Origin of the sequence: Thermoactinomyces sp. DSM 45892 (assembly GCF_900107305.1) — a bacterium.
In the GTDB taxonomy this organism is placed as follows: Bacteria; Bacillota; Bacilli; order Thermoactinomycetales; family Thermoactinomycetaceae; genus Baia.
This window is the reverse complement of the sequence record NZ_FNPL01000018.1, coordinates 1-22,861: the sequence shown is the minus strand read 5'-3', so window position 1 is coordinate 22,861 and position 22,861 is coordinate 1. Positions and strand designations below refer to the sequence as shown.

18 protein-coding genes and 1 riboswitch are annotated in these 22,861 nt (G+C 45.2%); of the genes, 3 read left to right on the top strand and 15 right to left on the bottom strand.

The annotated features are described in order from the left end of the window. The first annotated feature begins 52 nt into the window (after window positions 1-52). Window positions 53-4,834, top strand: coding sequence for an alpha-helical endospore appendage domain-containing protein (locus BLU58_RS17195; RefSeq protein WP_176786692.1), 4,782 nt, complete (start codon window positions 53-55; stop codon window positions 4,832-4,834). Between the two features lie 179 nt (window positions 4,835-5,013). On the opposite strand, the gene BLU58_RS13755 is transcribed toward BLU58_RS17195, so the two are convergent. Together BLU58_RS13755 and BLU58_RS13750 are read right to left on the bottom strand one after the other, a co-directional pair. Continuing rightward, entirely contained in the window at window positions 5,014-5,640 is a 627-nt protein-coding gene (locus BLU58_RS13755) for a LysM peptidoglycan-binding domain-containing protein (RefSeq protein WP_093293035.1), read from the bottom strand. A gap of 126 nt (window positions 5,641-5,766) precedes the next feature. Continuing rightward, window positions 5,767-7,098, bottom strand: a complete 1,332-nt coding sequence (locus BLU58_RS13750) for an O-antigen ligase family protein (RefSeq protein WP_255404726.1) — start codon at window positions 7,096-7,098, stop codon at window positions 5,767-5,769. Between the two features lie 365 nt (window positions 7,099-7,463). On the opposite strand from BLU58_RS13750, the gene BLU58_RS13745 reads away from it, so the two are divergent. Both BLU58_RS13745 and BLU58_RS13740 read left to right on the top strand, forming a co-directional pair. Beyond that, window positions 7,464-7,721: a YgaP family membrane protein gene (locus BLU58_RS13745; RefSeq protein ID WP_093293031.1), complete on the top strand. Its 258-nt coding sequence runs from the start codon at window positions 7,464-7,466 to the stop codon at window positions 7,719-7,721. A 657-nt stretch (window positions 7,722-8,378) separates the two neighbouring features. Next, entirely contained in the window at window positions 8,379-8,591 is a 213-nt protein-coding gene (locus BLU58_RS13740; RefSeq protein ID WP_072335702.1) for a hypothetical protein, read from the top strand. Between the two features lie 111 nt (window positions 8,592-8,702). Here BLU58_RS13740 and purD read toward each other — a convergent pair whose 3' ends face one another. The 13 genes from purD to purE all read right to left on the bottom strand — a co-directional run bounded on the left by purD (window position 8,703) and on the right by purE (window position 22,302). After that, window positions 8,703-9,989, bottom strand: coding sequence for a phosphoribosylamine--glycine ligase (gene purD / locus BLU58_RS13735; protein WP_093293029.1), 1,287 nt, complete (start codon window positions 9,987-9,989; stop codon window positions 8,703-8,705). A 63-nt stretch (window positions 9,990-10,052) separates the two neighbouring features. Then, window positions 10,053-10,331 carry a hypothetical protein gene (locus BLU58_RS13730; RefSeq protein ID WP_093293027.1) on the bottom strand — a complete coding sequence of 93 codons (279 nt, stop codon included), beginning with the start codon at window positions 10,329-10,331 and terminating at the stop codon, window positions 10,053-10,055. Between the two features lie 99 nt (window positions 10,332-10,430). Continuing rightward, the gene (gene purH / locus BLU58_RS13725; protein ID WP_093293025.1) at window positions 10,431-11,969 is read right to left on the bottom strand and encodes a bifunctional phosphoribosylaminoimidazolecarboxamide formyltransferase/IMP cyclohydrolase; all 1,539 of its coding nucleotides are present in this window, start codon (window positions 11,967-11,969) and stop codon (window positions 10,431-10,433) included. 113 nt (window positions 11,970-12,082) lie between these two features. Beyond that, complete coding sequence (gene purN, locus BLU58_RS13720; RefSeq protein WP_093293023.1) at window positions 12,083-12,685, bottom strand: phosphoribosylglycinamide formyltransferase; 603 nt, start codon at window positions 12,683-12,685, stop codon at window positions 12,083-12,085. Further along, the gene (purM, locus tag BLU58_RS13715) at window positions 12,682-13,719 is read right to left on the bottom strand and encodes a phosphoribosylformylglycinamidine cyclo-ligase (RefSeq protein ID WP_093293021.1); all 1,038 of its coding nucleotides are present in this window, start codon (window positions 13,717-13,719) and stop codon (window positions 12,682-12,684) included. The genes purN and purM overlap by 4 nt, the downstream gene beginning before the upstream one ends. Continuing rightward, on the bottom strand, window positions 13,716-15,131 hold the full coding sequence (gene purF, locus BLU58_RS13710; protein ID WP_093293019.1) for an amidophosphoribosyltransferase: 1,416 nt from the start codon (window positions 15,129-15,131) through the stop codon (window positions 13,716-13,718). The genes purM and purF overlap by 4 nt, the downstream gene beginning before the upstream one ends. After that, window positions 15,101-17,347 (bottom strand): phosphoribosylformylglycinamidine synthase subunit PurL, encoded by a 2,247-nt coding sequence (purL, locus tag BLU58_RS13705; RefSeq protein WP_093293133.1) that lies wholly within the window; start codon window positions 17,345-17,347, stop codon window positions 15,101-15,103. The genes purF and purL overlap by 31 nt, the downstream gene beginning before the upstream one ends. Before the next feature lie 34 nt (window positions 17,348-17,381). Further along, window positions 17,382-18,065 carry a phosphoribosylformylglycinamidine synthase subunit PurQ gene (purQ, locus tag BLU58_RS13700; RefSeq protein WP_093293017.1) on the bottom strand — a complete coding sequence of 228 codons (684 nt, stop codon included), beginning with the start codon at window positions 18,063-18,065 and terminating at the stop codon, window positions 17,382-17,384. Then, a complete protein-coding gene (gene purS, locus BLU58_RS13695) occupies window positions 18,031-18,318 on the bottom strand; it encodes a phosphoribosylformylglycinamidine synthase subunit PurS (protein ID WP_093293015.1) in 288 nt (95 codons plus the stop codon). The genes purQ and purS overlap by 35 nt, the downstream gene beginning before the upstream one ends. Next, the gene (gene purC, locus BLU58_RS13690; RefSeq protein WP_093293013.1) at window positions 18,311-19,030 is read right to left on the bottom strand and encodes a phosphoribosylaminoimidazolesuccinocarboxamide synthase; all 720 of its coding nucleotides are present in this window, start codon (window positions 19,028-19,030) and stop codon (window positions 18,311-18,313) included. The genes purS and purC overlap by 8 nt, the downstream gene beginning before the upstream one ends. Window positions 19,031-19,236: 206 nt before the next feature. Beyond that, window positions 19,237-20,535, bottom strand: coding sequence for an adenylosuccinate lyase (purB, locus tag BLU58_RS13685; protein WP_093293011.1), 1,299 nt, complete (start codon window positions 20,533-20,535; stop codon window positions 19,237-19,239). After that, window positions 20,528-21,817, bottom strand: coding sequence for a 5-(carboxyamino)imidazole ribonucleotide synthase (purK, locus tag BLU58_RS13680; protein ID WP_093293009.1), 1,290 nt, complete (start codon window positions 21,815-21,817; stop codon window positions 20,528-20,530). Before purK ends, purB begins: the two co-directional genes overlap by 8 nt. Continuing rightward, a complete protein-coding gene (gene purE, locus BLU58_RS13675) occupies window positions 21,814-22,302 on the bottom strand; it encodes a 5-(carboxyamino)imidazole ribonucleotide mutase (protein WP_093293007.1) in 489 nt (162 codons plus the stop codon). The genes purK and purE overlap by 4 nt, the downstream gene beginning before the upstream one ends. A 92-nt stretch (window positions 22,303-22,394) precedes the next feature. Then, window positions 22,395-22,495: riboswitch (purine riboswitch) on the bottom strand. Between the last annotated feature and the right edge of the window lie 366 nt (window positions 22,496-22,861).

The window sequence follows — 22,861 nt, the reverse complement described above, 5'->3', positions numbered from 1 at the left end:
CTGAGTGGGGGGAATAGTATTGAATTGATTCCGATTAGTTAGGAGGGAAAAAATGTCCCAAGCAAATATCCCTAATATCTCACCGAATATAAATATTACTCGAGAAGACGCAGTAAATCTATTGCTATCATCCATTGCCTTAGAAGAGCTAGGCCTTAGCCATATTATTAATGCGGAAGGAGAAAAGCTTCAATATGTTCTTGGCACTCTTCCCGGAGTGTCAACCTCCTTTCAACCCACGATTACCGACTTACTTACAATCAATGAAAGTGTTCGTGACACCATTAATGTAATAGGGAAGAAAGAATGGATTCTGAATGAGAAATTGGAAAATGTATTAGGAACAGACGTTACGAGGGGACCCACTGGACCCCAGGGACCAGCAGGATCTACAGGACCTGCAGGAGGACCTCCTGGACCTGCTGGTGCTACAGGACCTCAAGGACCTGCAGGACCTACGGGGGCCATTGGAGCCTCAGGGGACACAGGGCCTCAAGGACCTACTGGACCTCAAGGGCCAACAGGAGCTTTAGCCACAGGTGATTTCTTATTTTTGGTTCAAGGTAATTCAGGAGCATCCGGAACGGTTCCACTCGGTCTCGGAGATATACTAAACTTTATTTCCGATACGTTAGAAATTTCGGTAACTCCGGGTTCTGCCATCGTAAAACTAGAAGTTCCCACAGGTGCTAACGGGGCCACGGGGGCTACCGGAGATACAGGGCCTCAAGGACCCACTGGACCTGCCGGTTCTGGTGATGGCGCCACAGGACCTCAGGGCAATACTGGGCCTCAAGGACCTACTGGACCTGCCGGTTCTGGCGATGGCGCCACGGGACCTCAGGGCAATACTGGACCTCAAGGACCTACTGGACCTGCCGGTTCTGGCGATGGCGCCACGGGACCTCAGGGCAATACTGGGCCTCAAGGACCTACTGGACCTGCCGGTTCTGGCGATGGCGCCACGGGACCTCAGGGCAATACTGGGCCTCAAGGACCTACTGGACCTGCCGGTTCTGGCGATGGCGCCACGGGACCTCAGGGCAATACTGGGCCTCAAGGACCTACTGGACCTGCCGGTTCTGGCGATGGCGCCACGGGACCTCAGGGCAATACTGGGCCTCAAGGACCTACTGGACCTGCCGGTTCTGGCGATGGCGCCACGGGACCTCAGGGCGCTACTGGGCCTCAAGGACCTACTGGACCTGCCGGTTCTGGTGATGGCGCCACGGGACCTCAGGGCAATACTGGACCTCAAGGACCCACTGGACCTGCCGGTTCTGGCGATGGCGCCACGGGACCTCAGGGCAATACTGGACCTCAAGGACCCACTGGACCTGCCGGTTCTGGCGATGGCGCCACAGGACCTCAGGGCGCTACTGGGCCTCAAGGACCCACTGGACCTGCCGGTTCTGGCGATGGCGCCACGGGACCTCAGGGCGCTACTGGGCCTCAAGGACCCACTGGACCTGCCGGTTCTGGCGATGGCGCCACGGGACCTCAGGGCGCTACTGGGCCTCAAGGACCCACTGGACCTGCCGGTTCTGGCGATGGCGCCACGGGACCTCAGGGCGCTACTGGGCCTCAAGGGCCCACTGGACCTGCCGGTTCTGGCGATGGCGCCACGGGACCTCAGGGCGCTACTGGGCCTCAAGGGCCCACTGGACCTGCCGGTTCTGGCGATGGCGCCACGGGACCTCAGGGCGCTACTGGACCTCAAGGTCCCACTGGACCTGCCGGTTCTGGCGATGGCGCCACAGGACCTCAGGGCGCTACTGGGCCTCAAGGACCTACTGGACCTGCCGGTTCCGGTGAGGGAGCCACAGGACCTCAGGGCGCTACTGGGCCTCAAGGACCTACTGGTGAAGGTCTCACTGGACCTCAGGGGGATACTGGGCCTCAAGGACCTGGAGGACCTTCAGGTGGGCCTCCTGGGCCAACTGGCGCTACTGGTGTTACCGGACCTTCAGGTGGACCTCCTGGGCCGACTGGGGATACCGGGGCTACGGGAGTCACAGGTCCAACTGGCGAAACAGGACCGACGGGGCCTACGGGACCCACAGGGCCAACACCGCTAAACAATCCTATTTATGTAGGCAATTTGGCTGGAGATCTTACTCTTATCGATGGGGATAGGAACACTTTAGTTGGTCCTGTGTTCAAAACACAAAATATATCGGGAGTAGAGATCGTATCTGCTAAAAATACAATCTATGTATCCGAATCCGGTCTCGGAAATAATCTTGTCTATGCTATCGATGGTACTACCTATAATATCCTTGCCACCATTATAGTGGGAGCAGTCCCACGCCAGATGGTAGTAGATTGTTTGACAAATCGGATCTATGTAGCCAATCTCGATGATATTTCGGTAATCAGTGGAAATAGTAATACGGTCATAGACACAATCAACATAGATATTTCATCATCAGGAGGCGCAGCCGGGGCTTCACTGGGTATAAACTCTACTACAAATCGACTCTATGTCCCGGGCGATTCGGTCGTTTTTGTCGTCGATACCCTCACGTATGAGATTGTCGCTACCGTTCCTGTGATTCCTTCAACTACTGGAGTATCCGCAAACTGTGTCACTAATCAAATCTATGTAAGTGGTGACTCTGGCGTTTCCATCATTGATGGAAATACTAATACGGTTATTGCTACTGTCACAACAAGTGATCCGCAATCGAAAGTAAAAGTAAATCCGATGACGAACCAGGTCTACTCAATAGGCACTTTTGTCACTGTCATCGATGGAGTCGATCATACGATTGTCACCACGATCGGACTAAATGGACAGCCGGAATCAATCAGTGTAGACTGTGCCACCAACGCCATTTATGTCGGTCAGGTTAATAGTTCAGTCTCTGTCATCGATGGAAATACAAATACAGTCGTCACTGCGATTCCAAATACGGTAGCAGGTATTATAGCAGGTATTGGAGTAGACACATGCGATTGCTGTTGTTGCCCAGAGGAACAATCAGAGCCGCCACCAGAACCGATGGTCGTAGAAAATCCAATCTATGTAGTCAATTTCTCTGGAGACATCGCTGTGATCGATGGTGATACCAACACCTTAGTTGGTACAGTGCTGGAAGCGGGCACTCTAGTCGGAGCGGAGGTTCTTTCTGCGAAAAACGCGATCTACGCAACCGACATCGAAAATGATTCTGTCCTAGCAATTGATGATACTACCCACAATATCATTGCCACTATTCCAGTGGGAGCTGACCCACGCCAGATGGCAGTAGATTGTTTGACGAATCGCATCTATGTAGTTGACAGTGCTGTATCCGTAATTAGTGGAAATAGCAATACGGTCATAGACACGATAGCCGTCACCATTCCACCTGCAGCAGGAGGAGCAGCCGGACCGTCAATCGGGATAAACCCTAGTACGAATCGACTTTATATTCCCGGCGATTCTTTCGTGTATGTTGTCGACACCCTCACATATGCAATTATCCTTACTGTTCCAGTAGTTGCTGCCACTAGTGGAGTATCTGCTAACTGTGTCACCAATCAAGTCTATGTAAGTGGTAGCTCTGGCGTTTCGGTCATCGATGGCTCTACTAATCTAGTCATCGCTACGATCACAATAAATGATCCGCAATTGAAAATAAAAGTAAATCCAATGACGAATCGAATCTATTCTATCGGCAGCTTTGTCACTGTGATCGATGGCGCCAATCATGCAATAATCACCACGATTGGGGTAGCCGGAAACTCGACTGCGATTGGAGTAGACTGTGCCACTAACGCCATTTATGTGGGGCAAGATAATAATACAGTCTCTGTGATCGATGGGAATACGAATACGGTCCTCACTACGATTCCAGATATAGCAGCAGGTTTTATATCAGGCATTGGGGTAGACACATGCGAATGCTGTTGTTGTCCAGAACCGCCATCAGGTCCGATTGTCGTAGAAAATCCGATCTATGCAGTCCATACCACCGGAAAGCTCACTGTTATCGATGCCGTTACCAATACTTTAGCTGACACTGTTCTTGAAGTGTCTCAGGGTCAACTATTGGGAGTAGGGGTCTTCTCTGCCAAAAAGACGATCTATGCAACCGATATAGCAAATGATACTGTCATCGCAATCGATAATACTACCTATAATATAATTGCCACTATTCCAGTGGGTATAGGCCCAAAACAGATGGCAGTAGATTGTTTGACGAATCGGATCTATGTAGCTGATGATGCTGATGTATCCGTAATCAGTGGAAATAGCAATACCCTCATCACAACAATCTCTGTAGATGTTTCATCAGCAGGAGGATCAGCTGGTCCATCGATCGACGTAAACCCTAGCACGAATCGTCTTTATGTTCCCGGTACTTCAATCGTTTCTGTCATCGATACAAACACTTATGGGATTGTCTCTATCGTTCCAGTAGTTGCTTCAACTAGTGGAGTATCCGCAAACTATGTCACCAATCGAATCTATGTAAGCGGTGACTCTGGGGTTTCTGTCATCGATGGATCTACTAATACAGTCATTTCAACTATCACAATGAGCGAACCTCAATTGAAAGTAAAAGTAAACCCATCGACAAATCGGATCTATTCTATTGGCGATTTCGTCACTGTCATCGACGGTGTCTCGAATGAAGTGATTGCTACAATTGAAGCAGGTGTACTCCCAACCTCAATTGGAGTAGACTCTTCCACAAACGCGATTTATGTTGGCCAAAATAATCTTGGCCCAAATAATCATCAAGTCTCTGTTATCGATGGTAATACAAATACGATAATCGCTGCGATTCTAGATACAACACCGAGCTCTATTATAAGCAGTATTGGAATAGACACATGCAATTGATGGGGGTTTAAACGCATCTATACAAGGCGATCATAACGGCCTATTCTCCATAAAACCGAACATCAAAAACGCTATCTTTTTCAGTATAAAATCTGAAGAGATAGCTTTTTTTCTTTATGGTCATAGAAATACAGGGAAAGCTACTAGGAATTCGATTAGCCTAGTAGCTTCTATACATGTTAATTCACGACTTCCAGCAACATTTTTTCCTTTGTACCCATCTGTCTTGCTTTTGCAGTGCTTTCGACGTACAATTCAATCTGATTACTGTGTACTCTTCCTTCTGCATCCCGGGCAGTGCGGTAGCCGATGGTGGGAAGATATACTCTAGATCCTATAGGGATCACTTTTGGATCCACGCCAATGGTAACTCCACTAAGGCTACTCTTACTTTGTATCGGCGGGGTCATCGCGACAACAGAAAATTCGCCTAACACTTTTCCGCGATGCCAAGATGTTTGTATCGAACTCTCCGTCTTGGACTCACTTGGTACGGAATTTTGTACTACTTGTTTTCCATTCCTCATAATTCGAATCGATTGCCCTACTCGAACTTTAGATGGATCCGCAATCTGATTTAATTCCACGATTTTCTGCACAGAAGTGCCGTGCGTCTTTGCCAAGCGGTAAAGAGTGTCTCCTTTTTGAATGGTTATCTTTACATAGGAAGAAGTATTAGCTGATGATGATTCCATTTCTTTGGCTGCGACGGGTACTGGATCTAATCGAAGAGAGCCATCATTCTTGATATGAGCACCTATGGCAAGAAGAACAATCACTAGAGTGACTAATAAATACTTTTTCATTCATGTTCACCTTCTTCTTATCAATTCTAATAACATCATGGACAGAATTTTGAAAAGTTAAACATAAAAGGACACAACAAAAAAACTTTGTACACCATCCATCTAGAGTACAAAGTTTTTATTTCACTACGAATCGTTTTTATTAGTTTTCCGAATAGAAAGGGCTGCTGATACGTGAGTTGCCTGATACGATGCGGCTTTTAACTTATCTGCTGATTCCTCTTCTTCACTCCAATTAGGCCGTACTACACACCTTCGTTCATATTGTGTATGAATCATCACGACACTTAACATAAACAGTAAACCCACTTGAGGCGAAATAATCGGGTAATCATACATACCGTGACCGAGTAAAGCGACTGTCTGTGAGATCAACATACCAGCCAATCGTTTTTCTCCCTTCTGATTCGCCGCCTTCCTCCATGCCCTTGCTCGACGAATCGTCATGAAAATGAGAGCACTAAATAAAAGGAGTCCAATCACTCCATACTCCGAAGCAATACCCAGTACCACATTATGCGCATGGTAGATAATTTTGCCGGTTATCTGCTTATATAACTGTCCAAAATGAATCGGTAATGTTCCTAATAGCCAGTTATCCTGAAAGATTTCCCAAGAAGTGCTCCATACCTGAAAGCGGTCGTCAATGGTAGTAGCAAGTGTATCTTTTCGAGGAATAATAGATGGAAAAAATGCCACGATACCGACAAAAGTGGCAAACAAACCCACAGTCCATTTTCTTTGGCCGGTCATCCATACTTGAACGATCAGGCCAATTACCAACCCAATCCAAGCTCCTCTAGAACCTGTATACGCTATCGCAGTACAAAATAAAAAAAACATCGAGAAGGCCAGCGTTTTCTTCCATTTTCCTTTTAAAACGGATGAGGCATAGATACTTAATAATGCAAAACAAATTAAAAGTGCAGCTGTTAAATTAGAGTTACCTGTTGTACCGATGCTTCGAATCGATCTCTCTGATTGATACCGGTTTGTACGATAAAAGTCTAATAAATCTCCTACCCACGTAGCATGTAATCCATACCAATCTAGTTGCTGTAGAAATACGATCACAGCCACATAAAGTCCACTAAGCCAAAAGCAGAGATATACCTTTTGCAAATCTTGCCAACTATAGTTTAATACCTTCCGCGTCCACATAGATAACATGTAGTAAGCACCGAATGTTGCAAGTGGTACGATCCCAATCGGGAACGTAATACCTTGGTCTTTTAGGTGATACCAAGTTGGATTGTAGCACCAGCTAATGATAGTCACTAGCATAAAGCCGAGAAAAACAACCTCTGGCCAGCTTCTAAACTCCCAATTTCCCCTAACGTAATAAATAGTAGCACAGCTAAGTAGTCCTAAAGCGACTGGGGGTAAAAATGGGGAGAGTAGAATGGAAAGGTACAAAAATGCAGTGAGGTTATGAATCACATGCTGGTTCCGTTCCATATTCAAGATGTTAACTCCCTTTATTTTAAAGATATCAAGCCGAATAATATGAAGAAATTACAATAAACAAACCAAAATAGTTGTATGGAATGATTCAAATCACATCCATTGTTACACTTACCACGCGAAAATATAAGATTACCACAAACCATTAGTCGTTGAACAGCCGAAATTTAGAGAACCTAATCAAATATTCCTTATTATACCATACAAAAATCCAAACGCTACCAAGTCGATAACTGTGGATAACACCTCGCTTCTAATTACCCGATTTCATTTCAACTTCAACATATTTTTCTGCTCTCTTAAGTATAGAGCAGGCAAGTTAGAACAACCTAATAGCAACAAACCTAGGGGGATCAAATATGCAAAAAAATATTAGTACAGCAAATGCCATCGTACGAATCACTTGTGGATTGCTTGGGTTAGTCTGGAGTATGAACTATTTAAATCGTCGTCGTGTAAATCGACTACGCTACCTTTTTATCGCAATGATGTCCGTTATGAAAATCGCAGAGGGGATTGCTCGATTCTGCCCTTGCAGAGCTCTCTACAACAAAATCCGTTCCTCTTTTAGCAAAGATATGGTCCTAAGCTTCTCCACATCTAGTTCACACGAATGACTTTACTTTCGTCCTCAGATTTGTCGATCTGGCCACTATTCGGCCAGATCTTTTTTTTATGATCTGCTACTTGCAAACCTAACAAACTATGTTACAATCTAAATTAGAAACAGAACATTTGTTCTGATTAACTCAACATAGGAAATTTACTTCAAATCCAAGTCTTATCTATTGCCTATATTCTGACTTTTTCGTATAATAGTTTTCAAGAACTAAAAAGGAGGTATAGAGTGAGCGAACAGATCCATTGGATGAGATTAGCTGTTTCTCTCTGGTCGTAGATAGATCTATACACTCTAAGTCAATTACCCATTTATCCCGTCGGTTTTGGAGGCGTTTTCACATATACTACGATCACCATTTGGAGATCACTTCTATTACGATTCTTTTTACGAAAGTCAGAATGAAACAACTTTGTATCGATGAAGAACACTAGCCCGGGATTAAAGATACTGATTACCTTCTGAAAAAGATTATTTCTCGAAGTGATAAGAAAAAATTTTTCAGAAAAAAGAAGGCATCTGTCAGTTTACGTCGAAAAATAGTGTACAAACAGTTTCTCGTACTTGAAGGTGGCAACGTGGACTTGAGAACAAAGACATGAAATCAAAAAATATGTGATCAGGAATCTGATCCGGTTGGGGAGTGAATAGTAACATGTCTCTAAGTGAAATGGAAAAAGAAACCGTGATCCAATTTGATGAATCCACCAACCTAGCCACCGTCTATACCGCAAGTTGGACTGTCGCTCGCACTTTGAAAAAAGCCGGCTATCAGCCTATTCGAAGGACAGATGGGGCTTGGTGGTTTCAAATCCCTGTTCACGCCATGTGCATCCAGGGAGATAAAGAAACAACAACCATGTGCTAATAACATCTGATTGAGTCAGATGCAGAAGGGGCAAGTACAGACCTGCCTCTTTTTTATTTACATAGAAAGGCCGTCTGCTGAGCGATCAGTAGACGGCCTTAGTAAGACATTTTATATATGGATTTGTGCCAGATATTGAATTGCTTTTTCCGCAATATCTTTTCGATAGTGTGCGTTTGGAAAATGGATCTGTTCCACAAGGCGATATGCTTTTTCGCGAGCAATTTGCAAGTTTTCTCCTAGTGCAGTCACCCCAAGCACTCTACCCCCTGCTGATACCAACTGGCTACCTTCATACCTTGTTCCTGCATGGTATACAGATTCCCTATCGTCTAACTGATCTATCCTGCCAGTGATCGGCACTCCGTTCTGGTAGGGGCCCGGATATCCACCTGCTGATAAGATAACACAGACAGCCGCTTCATCTGACCATGTAACCAGATCTGCATGAAGGCGCCCTTCTACTACGGCTATCAGAATTTCAACTAAATCACTGGTTAGTCTCGGAAGCACCACCTGTGTTTCAGGATCTCCAAAGCGAGCGTTAAACTCAATTACCTTCGGCCCTTCCTTCGTTATCATCAAACCTGCATATAAGACGCCTCGATAATTGATTCCTTCTTTTTGGAAGGCTTGTACCATCGGTTCTAAAATAGTTTGAACAGAGAGAGACAAGACTTCATTCGAGAACTGTGGCACAGGCGAGTATGTACCCATTCCACCTGTATTAGGCCCCAGATCCCCATCAAAGACTGGTTTATGATCTTGGGCTGGAACCATCGGCACAACGGTTGTCCCATCTATAAATGCCATCAAGGATAACTCTTGTCCGACAAGAAACTCTTCTACTACCACAACATCTCCTGCTGACCCAAACACCTTCTGTTCCATAGCCTCCGAAATCGCTTGCTCGGCTTCTTGTAAAGTAGCCGCCACAACGACTCCTTTACCCGCTGCCAGACCATCTGCTTTAATCACAATAGGTACTCCCGCTTGACGCACATATTGCTTCGCCTCGTCCGCATCAGTAAAAACCTGATAAGCAGCCGTTGGGATATCGTATTTTTTCATCAAGTCCTTCGCAAAACGTTTACTTCCTTCAATCTGTGCAGCTTGTCCATTTGGACCAAAGACGGATAAGCCGACTTCTTGAAACTGGTCCACAATCCCCTGTAGCAGAGGGACTTCCGGTCCCACAATCGTTAAATCAATCTGTTGTTCCAAAGCAAACTGGCGCAAACCACCTAAATCATCTACAGGGATCGGTACAAGCTTTGCCACATTCATCATCCCGGCGTTTCCAGGTGCTACAAAGATTTCCTTCACTTTCGGGCTCTGTGCGATCTTCCAAAGTAAAGCATGTTCCCTACCACCACTACCAATGATTAGTACGCGCATCCATTTATCCCCCTTTAGAAGGTAAATCGGCATATCATCCGACCTTACCGTCCACCCAAGGATTTAGGAAAAGACCAGACTAATACCGAAAAGTGAAATTGTAACAAGAAGACAAATAAAGGACCATTCTTCACGATAAAAGCTTTTCGTTTTCGCTTTGTAATTTTTATCGGTTGTGAGTACTCCCCCTACGACCAACGCAACCGCAAAGAATAAGCCTGCTCCAAATTTCAAATTACTTCCCCAAACTGCTAAACCTGAATCAAACCCTATATACGAAAGGACGCCGATCAATAAGACAGCCGTGATCGTCCAGAACAAAGCCCATTTTAATAACGACATAAAAGAGAATCCTCCTTAACGTTTTTTTATTAGTATACGCAAGGAAAATACAAGTCGATACTTCATAAATCTTTGTTCTCAAAAGAAAATTGGATCTGTCTAATGTTTGAAATGGCGAACTCCAGTAAACACCATTGCCAACCCCAATCGATTAGCTGCTTCAATCGATTCTTGATCTCGAATAGAACCACCTGGCTGGATAATAGCTGTTACTCCCGCTTTTGCCGCTTCTTCCACCGTATCTGGCATTGGGAAAAAAGCATCTGAAGCTAATACGGCCCCAGTGACAAGTTCTCCTGCTTGCCCGATCGCGATTCGAGCGGCACCGATTCGGTTCATTTGTCCAGCTCCTACTCCCACTGTACGATTCTCCTTCACTAGTACGATGGCATTGGATTTTACATGTTTCACCACTTTAAATCCAAACAAGAGTTGCTCCCACTCCTCCTGAGTAGGCTTGTGATCCGTTACCACTTGACAATCATCTCGGCTTACTTGGTGTAGGTCTGCTTCCTGAACAAGAACACCTCCACCTACGGTAATAATCGAATTCCCTTTACTTTGAGTGGCTTTTCCTAATTCCATAAGACGAAGATTCTTTTTTTCTCGAAGTATTTCCAGTGCATCCGCTTCAAAATGAGGAGCTAATATAATCTCAAGAAACAGCTTCTTCATTTGAAGCGCTACTTCCTTCGTTACAACCTGATTCGTTGCGACAATTCCACCAAAAATGGAGACCGGATCCGCTTCGTATGCTTTTTGGTAAGCTTCTTCAATCGTTTCTCCCATTCCTACACCACATGGGTTCATATGCTTCACGGCAACTACAACCGGCTCTTGAAATTCATTTACTATAGCGAGAGCAGCATTTGCATCGTTGATATTGTTATAACTAAGCTCTTTACCATGAAGTTGTTTAGCAGAAGCGATCAGTCCGTCCGTAACGAGAGTCTCTTGGTAAAACGCTGCCTGCTGATGCGGATTTTCCCCATACCGCAAAGAAGACTTCTTCTGATACGTGACAGTCAGTTGCTCTGGAAATGAATTATCCATGCGATTATTCAGGTACTGGGCAATGAGAGAATCATAAGACGCAGTATGGGAAAATGCCTTTGCTGCCAGATATTCTCTCGTTTGCAGAGTCGTCTCCCCACGAGTCGTAATCTCACCAGCAATGTTTTGATAATCTGCAGGATCGACCACTACCGTAACAAATCGATGATTTTTAGCAGCTGAGCGGACCATCGACGGGCCACCAATATCAATATTTTCAATTGCTTCTTCATATGAAACATTTGGTTTCGCAATGGTTTGCGCAAACGGATATAAATTAACTACCACTAAATCAATTTCTTCGATCCCGTTTGCCTCCATCTGCTGTCTATGAGTAGGAAGATCTCGAACCGCAAGCAAACCCCCGTGTACCTTTGGATGGAGAGTCTTCACACGACCATCCATGATTTCGGGAAAGCCTGTAACCTCGGACATCCCAATTACAGGAATTCCGGCTGCTTTTAGGAGTTGATGCGTTCCACCAGTAGAGATCACCTCGATCTCCTTAGCTACTAATTGCTGAGCAAACTCTATAATTCCCGTTTTATCAGAGACACTAACAAGAGCACGTTTGATACGATTCATGGTGGTGATCCTCCTTTTGAGTGGCTGTATTTTTATATTCATGTTTGGCCTAATGTGTCTTACCCACAACCTAAATTCTCAATCTGACGGGCTGATCTTTAATGGATTGGCACTTAACTACCAACCACACTAATCCTCGGAATATAAGACACTTCCCCTGTAATTACTTTCCATACCGTTTCTGGATAAATCCGATGCTCAACCTCATGAATCTTATTTCTCAACCTATCAAGCGTATCAGTTGGATCCACTTCCACAGCTCGCTGAACAATAATCGGACCCGAATCCAATCCAGCATCCACAAAATGAACCGTCACACCCGTCACCCTCACACCATAAGCCCACGCCTGCTCGATCGCATAAAGTCCAGGAAAAGAAGGAAGCAACGATGGATGAATGTTAACCATCCTGCCTTCAAAAGGTTCAAGCAATGTACTCCCTACAATCCTTAAATAACCAGCTAATACAATCCACTGCACACCATGCTTCGTTAACAATTCCAATAGCGCCACTTCATATTCTGCTCTAGTAGAAAACCGCTTCGGAGATACAACATAACAAGGTACTTCTAATCTCTTAGCCCGTTCAATCGCGCCCGCGTCCTCACGATCCACGACTAACAAGGAAACGGGAGTTGTCCAATGATGCTCCCTCGAATATCGGACGACAGCTTCGAAATTGCTGCCATTCCCTGAAGCAAAGATGGCAATACTCATCGGCAGCCTCCATCGTCAAAGCGAAGAAGATCCATTCCCTCTTCTACCCTACCGATTAGAAAAGGAGTCTCTCCTAGTTCGACGGCTTTTTTCATAACCGAGTCTGCTTCCTTAATCGGGACACAGAGCACCATCCCAATCCCATTGTTAAACGTACGATCCATGTCTGATTGACTAATACTTCCGACCTGCTGAATCCATTGAAAAATAGGCGGAACCTGCCACGAGTTACGATCAATCACAGCCTGCAGACCTTCCGGCAACATCCGTGGTACGTTCTCTACAATCCCACCACCTGTAATATGTGCTGCGCCTTTTATCGTAAAATGCTCAACTAGAGAGAGCACCGACTTCACATAGATTCGAGTTGGAGTGAGCATCACTTCCGCTACGTTTTGCGACGATCCCGGTACACGCTCTGACCAATCAAATACACGATCTGTTAGTAACACCTTTCTCGCTAGAGAGTACCCATTGCTGTGCAGTCCATTGCTCGCTAATCCAATGAGGAGATCGCCAGCTTGAATCTCATAACTTGGTAGGAGATTCCGTTTCTCCACAACCCCTACACAAAAACCGGCTACGTCATATTCGCCAGATGCATACATCCCCGGCATCTCAGCCGTTTCTCCACCAATAAGCGCACAGCCTGCCTGAACACATCCATCCGCAATCCCTTTTACAACTGCCTCTGCCTGCTCAGGTAGAAGTTTCCCAGTCGCTAGATAATCGAGGAAAAACAATGGCTCCGCTCCTTGGACAACTAGATCATTCACACACATAGCGACACAATCGATGCCGATGGTATCATGTCGATCTAGCATAAAAGCCACTTTCAGCTTCGTTCCAATCCCATCTGTAGCAGAAACCAATACAGGCTCGTCGTAGGAACCTAGAGCAAACAAACCCCCAAATCCGCCTAAGCCACCCATCACTTCCGGCCGAGTCGTTCGGCTTACGTGCGATTTCATTCTCTCTACTGCCTCATTTCCTGCGTCAATATCCACTCCTGCCGCACGATAGGACTTACTCATCGTCGCCCCTCCCCTACTAGTTCCTGTTCGATAACAGTTGGATAATCACCGTTAAAACAAGCTAAACAATGTCCACAGTTCTTCTCCTGAGAATCTCGCCCGATTCCTCGCAGCATCCCTTCCGGGCTTAAAAAGGCTAAGCTATCTGCTCCGATTGTTAAACGTATCTCATCCAGCGAATGAGTAGCCGCGATCAATTGTTCTCGGTCGGCGGTATCAATTCCGTAGAAACAAGGATTTTTCACAGGCGGAGAGCTAATGCGCACATGAACTTCGGTTGCACCTGCATCACGAAGTAGCTGAACAATTCGGCGGCTCGTCGTCCCACGCACAATCGAGTCATCCACCATGACAACTCGCTTTCCTTCTACGACTTTGCGAACAGCGCTCAATTTCATCTTGACACCGCGTTCTCGCATCATCTGACTAGGCTGGATGAAAGTCCGTCCTACATAGCGATTCTTAATCAATCCTAATTCGTATGAGATACCAGTTGCTTCCGCAAAACCGATTGCTGCTGAAATACTGGAATCAGGCACACCCGTTACAACATCCGCCTCCACGGGAGCCTCAAGCGCCATCTGGACTCCCATACGCTTTCGAGCACTATGGACATTAATGCCACCAATATCACTATCTGGCCGAGCAAAGTAGATATACTCAAACGAGCAGAGTGAGCGCGGAGCAGGCGGTGCGAACCGTTCGCAGCGTATCCCTCGATCATCGAGAATAATCATCTCCCCAGGCTCTATTTCACGAATGTATTCCGCACCAGTAATATCAAACGCACATGTCTCTGAAGAAAAAACATATGCACCTTCCACCATCCCCATTGATAAAGGGCGCAGGCTATGTGGATCTTGACAAACCAGTAACTGTTCATTGGTTAGGATGAGAAGCGCATAAGCTCCCACTAGACGATTTAATGCTTCTTTTACCGCACCTTCAATCGTCTCCTCCCGAGAGCGGGCGATTAAATGTGCAATCACTTCTGTATCAGTAGTCGTCTGAAAAATCGATCCCTCTGCCTCTAGCTCTGCTCGCAATCGGTCCCCGTTTACTAAGTTCCCATTCGTAGCAATAGCAATTTCCCCTCTAGCATACGTAAAGACAAGAGGTTGCACATTCGCTAGCTCGCTTGCCCCTGTTGTAGAGTAGCGAACATGACCAATGGCCACCGTTCCCTTGCATCGCTCAATCACTTCGGTAGAAAACACTTCGGTTACCAGCCCCATACCGCGATGGATATGAAAGTGATCTCCATTTGTACTGACGATACCAGCGCTCTCTTGTCCACGATGTTGCAAAGCGTGTAATCCGTAATATGTCAAAGCGGAGGCTGTCGGATGACCTACAATGCCAAACACGCCACATTCTTCATTTAGTTCGTCGAAGATGCTTTCATCTTGCATGGGATCGCCTCCTCATAGAGTTGCGTAATCGAAGCAAGAGAGTCACATATCACAACTTGTCCATTGTGAGAAATCGTGATCGTTGGCTCTTCCGCAACAACTCCCACCTCTTGAACTGGAACCCCATTTTCTTGGAAAAAGGAGATCACCTTTGCCCGATCTGCCGAGCGCACACTTACCATAACACGTGATTGGGTCTCACTATAAAGTGCGGCGATCGTAGGTAATTCATTTTTCAAATCAATCGTAACACCACATTTTCCGCTCATCGCTGATTCAGCCACCGCTAAAGCAAATCCCCCCTCTGCCAAATCATGGGCAGATCGAATCATCCCTTGGCGGATCGCTTTTAGCAGTGCCGCTTGAAGGGTTTGTTCGGTTTCACAATGGAGTACCGGCGGGCGTCCACTGATGTTACCTGTGATCAGATATTGCAACTCACTCCCACCTAATTCAATCTGAGTATCACCTAGTAACAATACACAGTCGCCAGCTTGCTGAAATGCTTGCGTTGTAATATGCTCTCTCTTCTCAATCAATCCCACCATCCCCACAACCGGAGTCGGGAAGATAGGCTGTCCATTTGTCTCATTATAGAGGCTTACATTTCCCCCGATGACAGGTGTAGATAATGCATAACACGCCTCACTCATGCCATCAATTGCTTTCGATAACTGCCAGTATACCTCTGGCTTCTCTGGGCTACCAAAATTTAAACAATCCGTTACACCAAGTGGCTCAGCACCAGAGCAAACTACATTCCGAGCTGATTCAGCCACCGCGATCCGGCCACCCTGCTCTGGATCTAGATAAACATAACGACCATTTCCATCCGTTGACATCGCTAGTGCTTTTTCGGTCCCTCGTATCACGACAACCGCCGCATCCGATCCCGGACGAACCGCCGTACTTGTACGTACCATATGATCATATTGTTGATAAACATAACGTTTACTTGCTACATTACTTGAACCTAAAATCTGATAAAAAGCCGCTTGTGGATCTACTTCTTTCACTTGGTCATATGCATCTACTTGTCCGAATTCGGTATAGTAAGCAGGCTCCCTCGCTTCTCTTTGATAAATAGGTGCATCATCCACCAACGTATGAACAGGAATATCGGTAATCAAAGCACCTTCGTGTAAAATTTGATAACGATTTCCTTCCGTCACACGTCCCACTACAGCAGACTGCAATCCCCAGCGATCACAAACTTCTTTTACCTCGTGTTCCCTACCTGCCTCGACCACCAGTAGCATTCGTTCCTGGGATTCAGAGAGCATAATCTCATACGGCGTCATTCCAGATTCACGTTGTGGAACTAAGTCTAAATTCATCTCTAGCCCCACTCCACCTTTGGCGGCCATCTCCGCACTTGAACAGGTAAGCCCTGCTGCTCCCATATCTTGAATTCCCAAAAGCATTTCTTTCTTTACCATTTCAATACAAGCTTCGAGAAGCAATTTCTCCACGAATGGATCACCCACTTGAACCGCAGACCGCTTCTCCTCTGATTCCTCATTTAACTCCTCCGAGGCAAATGTAGCTCCATGAATCCCATCACGCCCTGTGCTAGCCCCAACGTAGATAATAGGATTACCTATACCTGTTGCGATCCCTTTTTGTAGCTCTTGATGCTCGAGCACTCCGACACACATCGCATTCACTAGTGGATTCCCCTCATAAGATGGATCAAATACAACTTCTCCACCCACCGTCGGGATTCCAATACAGTTTCCATAATGAGCAATCCCAGCTACTGCATGATCAAATAGATACTTAACCTGTGGCGACTCAAGCTCACCAAAACGTAATGAATTAAGCAACGCAACTGGACGAGCACCCATGGAAAACACATCCCGGATAATCCCACCTACACCCGTTGCCGCCCCTTGAAACGGCTCAACAGCTGATGGATGGTTATGGCTCTCAATCTTAAACACAACAGCCTGATCATCCCCGATGTCAATTACGCCTGCTCCTTCTCCCGGACCTTGCAAAACCCTTGGTCCAGACGTTGGAAACTTGCGAAGCAATGGTTTCGAGTTCTTATAACTACAATGTTCTGACCACATAACCGAGTAAATGCCTACTTCTGTCCAACTAGGCAGACGACCTAGGTGTCCACAGATTTGGTCATACTCAACAGGCAAAACACCCATATTTCGGTACAATTCTTGATCTCGAATATTCTCTGGAGTAGGCTCATTCGCCATCGTCTTCACAGCTTGCGCAACAGTTTGAGTAGATTCATGCAGCACCTTGATTCTCCTTCCATGCTTGTAACATTGATGTAAATAATCTAGTTCCATCAGCTGACCCCATCCAATTTACAATCGCTCGTTCGGGATGAGGCATCATGCCAAGCACGTTCCCGTTTCGGTTCGTAATTCCTGCGATTTGGTCTAGAGAGCCATTTGGATTCGTTCCTGCATATCGGAAGAGTATCTGGTTATTTGCTTGTAATTCAATAAGAGTGCCCTCATCACAAGTAAAATTACCTTGCCCGTGAGCAATCGGAATTTCAATTGTTTCCCCAAGCTTATATTGATTGGTAAAAGGAGTTTGATTATTTTCGACACGTAGCGTAGTGAAATCACAACAAAATTGCAGATGATGATTCTGCATCAATGCCCCTGGAAGGAGTCCTGCTTCTTGCAAAATTTGGAATCCATTACATATTCCGATTACAAGTTTTCCTTCACTTGCAGCATTCACAACCGACTCCATCACAGGAGAATAGCGGGCCAACGCACCTGCGCGCAGATAATCCCCATAAGAGAAGCCACCTGGTAAAATAATCGCGTCAAATCCATCTAAATGAGAAGTTTGATGCCATACTGGTTGTACCTCTTCTCCTAATACATCCTCCACACCATGGATACAATCCCAGTCACAATTAGACCCCGGAAAGATTGGAACTGCAAATCGCACTTTCATCTACCTCCTCGATTTCAAACGTAAAATTCTCCATCACAGGGTTCGAAAGTAGCTTTTCACACATGACCCGGATCTCTTCTTCTGCCTTTTGCCGATCCATCGTATCCAGCACAACCTCAAGTCTTTTGCCAATCCTCACATCTGCAACCGTTTGATAGCCCATCGTGTGCAACGAATTCTTTACAGCCACACCTTGTGGATCGAGTACACTCTCTTTTAGCGTAACAAAAATGATCGCTTTAAGCATGTGAAGCTCCCCCTAGTCGTTGGTAGATTTCTTGATATGCTTCTAAGACATTTCCTAGATCTTGGCGAAATCGATCTTTATCTAGCTTCTTTCCCGTTACGTTATCCCAAAAACGGCACGTATCAGGGGATATCTCATCTGCTAGCAATAATGTTCCAGACGGATCGACTCCAAACTCTAACTTAAAATCAACCAACACAAGTCCCTTTTGTTCCAGATATAGCTGTAAAATATCATTTACCTGCAAAGCGATTTGCCTCATATGCCCCACTTGATCTGAAGTAGCAAGCTCCAACATCGCGATGTGGTCTTGATTCATCAGCGGATCGCCTAACCCATCATTCTTATAATAAAATTCCACTATTGGACGACTTAACTGAGTCCCTTCTGCTAACCCTACTCGTTTCACCAAAGATCCAGCCGCTATATTTCGCACCACTACCTCTAACGGGATAATGGACACCCTTTTTACCAATTGTTCATAGTCCGAAATCATTTCAATAAAATGATGCTCCACACCATGCTTGGTAAGGTAATCAAAAAATAGCTTACTAATTTGGTTGTTTAAAACCCCTTTCCCTTCTAACTCTGCCTTTTTCTCCCCGTTAAAAGCAGTCGCAGAATCCTTATACACAACCCGAAGAACTTGTAGATCATCAGTGGGAAATAGTTGTTTCGCCTTCCCCTCATACAGCAAGCTATCTGTACTCATGCAAGCTCCTCCTGTCTTCATTAACCCTAGGCCATCACTGTTAACATTCCTCTCACTCCTAAGGTAATTTCTCTATTACAGTCACGCAAATGATTAACCAGACACTTGGGCATGTCTCTTTATCCACCTAAATAGCCCTGTTGATTAACTAGAATGTAGGTTAAGAGGGATAGAGAGTCTGCTCAATTACCTATTGAATGGCTATCTTACAATTCCAAACCTACTCGCTTAAAAATCGTATCCACTTGCGCCAGATGGAACTGATAATCAAAGCAATCTACTGTCTCTTCCTCACTAAGCGTTTCACGAATCAGTTCATCCTTTTCCACAAGAGAGCGAAATGGTGTTTGTTCTTCCCATGCCTGCATCGCCAATTTCTGCACACGATCGTATGCCTCTTCTCGTTTCAAACCCTTATTAATCAAGGTAAGCAGAACACGTTGAGAGTAAATCAATCCAAAAGTACGGTCCATATTTCGCTTCATATTTTCAGGGAATACGGTTAATTCTTTTACAATACGAGCAAAGCGGTTTAGCAGATAGTCAAGCAAAATCGTTGCATCTGGTAAAATAACACGTTCTACCGAAGAGTGGGAAATATCCCGCTCATGCCAGAGAGGAACATTTTCATACGCCGAAACCATATGCCCACGAATCACACGTGCCAATCCACTAACATTTTCACAGCCGATTGGATTCCGTTTATGAGGCATCGCAGAAGAGCCCTTTTGCCCTTTCTTAAATGCTTCTTCCACCTCACGTGTCTCACTCTTCTGCAAGCCCCGAATCTCTGTCGCAAACTTATCCAAAGAGGTCGCAATCAAAGCAAGAGTTGATAAATAATGAGCATGTCGGTCGCGTTGCAATGTTTGTGTGGAGATCTCCGCTGCCTGCAAGCCTAACTTCTCACATACATACTCCTCTACAAACGGATCAATATTAGCATAGGTTCCGACTGCCCCAGACATTTTCCCTACACGTACTGACTCAATCGCTTGTACCAATCGTTCCCGATTCCGCTTCATCTCTGCATACCAAAGCGCCATTTTCAGGCCAAATGTCGTCGGTTCCGCATGTACACCGTGGGTACGTCCCATCATCACAGTATACTTATGTTCGAGTGCCTTCTCTTTCAAAACCCCTATGAACTGATCCACATCCGCAAGTAAAATTTCATTTGCTTGAAGAAGCAAATACGATAACGCTGTATCCACAACATCCGTAGAAGTAAGCCCATAATGTACCCACTTTGATTCCGAGCCAAGCGTCTCCGCAACAGCACGAGTAAACGCAACGACATCATGGCGTGTTTCCAGTTCAATCTCCGCAATTCTCTCGACATTCACCCTCGCGTTTTTGCGGATCAATGCAACCTCTTTCTTAGGAATATGACCCAGCTCGACCCATGCTTCACAAGCAAGGATTTCTACCTCTAACCAAGCACGAAACTTATTCTCTTCTGTCCAAATCGCCATCATCTCCGGGCGACTATAACGTTCAATCATACAATCTCCTACTTTCTATCTGATGGTTAGCAATGGAAAAAATAGCTCCCCACTCTTGCCCGCTTAATGGATTCCAAATGGGTATCTCATTTACCAACTCTAACAAATCTTGTAACGAATCCCCAACAAAATTAATGTGTCCCATCTTTCTTCCTTCTTTGGCAACACTTTTCCCATACCAATGTATCTTTGCACAAGGCGGCAACTTTGTTAATTCACCAAAAAAGGCATCTTGATGCTCCCCTAATAGATTTACCATAATTCCACTATTTTTTCGAGCCGGCTTACTAAGCGGAAGTCCTGTTACCGCACGTATAAACTGCTCAAACTGGCAAGTGGTCGTAATATCCATTGTGATATGTCCTGAATTGTGTGGCCTAGGAGCCAATTCATTTACCAAAATAGTCCCATCCGCCAACACAAACATTTCAATAGCAAGCACCCCTACAAACCAAAGTTGGCTAGCCAATTGATATGCAATTTTTTCCGCTCTCTCGCGGATTCCTTCTTTAATCGGGGCGGGAGAAATCGTCATGTGTAACATTTGATTTCGATGGATATTCATAACAGGTGGGTAAACCTCCACCTCTTCTGAAACACCCCGAGCCACAATCACCGAGATCTCTTTTACATAAGGAACAAATTTCTCGACCAATATTCCCCTTTCTATTACTTCTAATGGGGGAAGTGGATCTTCTAAAGCACGTACCACCCATTGGCCCTTACCATCATAACCACCTGTCAGTGTTTTCAATACACATGGGAGTTGCAGTTCCTCAATCGCCTCAAGCATCTGTGCTTTCGATGTCACAATCTGATAAGGGGCAATCGGGATTTGTGCATCTTGTAACACCTTCCGCTCTTCTCCTCGATGCTTGGTCCATCGAAGCAGATTACTTCCTTGTGGTAAGGGTTTTATCGCTTCAACCATGCGAACCGTATCAAGATCTATATTTTCAAATTCATATATAACCAGATCAGACTTGTCTATCATTCGTTCCATTGCCATCGGGGAATCGTACTCTCCGATAATTTGTTCATCCGCTACTTGTCCTGCGGGGGAGTCGATATCAGGATCTAATACAACAAAACGGTATCCTAGTCTACGGCCCTCCAAGATGATCATGCGACCCAACTGACCACCACCTAACACTCCAATCGTCTGTCCAGGAACGACCAATGGAGCAGAAGGGATACTATTTGATTGCCTCAAATTAAAACCGGATTCTTTTTTAGGAAGACTATTCAGTAGGGACTCCGACTGAGTAAATTGTATTCTCATGCCAGATCACGATCCTTTAAGACACGCTCACGAATCATCTCTCGGCGCTCCTGATATCTTCGTTGTAAGTCTTCATCCGTTATGGCTAATATCTGAGCTGCCAATAAGCCTGCATTACTTGCCCCCGCATCCCCAATAGCAACGGTTGCTACTGGTACACCAGCTGGCATCTGTACAATAGATAGGAGAGAATCGATCCCATTTAATGTGGAGCTTTTAATCGGAACTCCAATCACAGGAAGAGTCGTCTTAGAAGCAACCATACCTGGTAGATGAGCCGCGCCACCTGCTCCGGCAATAATGACACTAATCCCCTTCCTGGATGCTTCTTCCGCATATTGAAACATCTCATCCGGGGTACGGTGAGCAGAAACGACTTGCCTCTCATAAGACACTTCTAACTCGTCCAAAATCTGACAAGCTTTTTGCATCGTGGACCAATCTGACGTACTCCCCATGATTACTCCAACTTTCGGGCGATTCATCTATTCATCTCTCCCTCTAATTTAAATGTCAAAAAGACCGAAATACAGATATTTTCATGTGAAAAATCTACATTTTCGGTCTTATGTCCCGCCTAAAAGTAGACTTTCCCCATAGAAAGGAAATTTACGGTTTCCTTGTAGAGACATCCAGGCCTATTCCCAGACTTATATGAAGAAAAGTACTTTATTCTATATTCGTTTTGAGATATTTATTTGGTTCATAAGCTTGATTCGTTATCAGTGTAACAAGGAGTTAAAAGTTAGTCAATAAAAAACGAACATTTATCAAATATTGATTTGAAGCGTTCGGTTTAATATATGAGAAAGTCTGATTAAATCTAATTATTTAGATATTTATGCACAAATAGCTCTTTGACGGGACTCTATACAAACTTCTCGTAACGCCATCATAAATCTTCGATTCTTCACAAGTATAATTTCGCATAATAAAAGAAGCACCCAGTTTTTAACTGAATGCTTCTTTTATTATGTATGCCTGGCGACGTCCTACTCTTCCAGGACCCTGCGGTCCAAGTACCATCGGCGCTGGAGGGCTTAA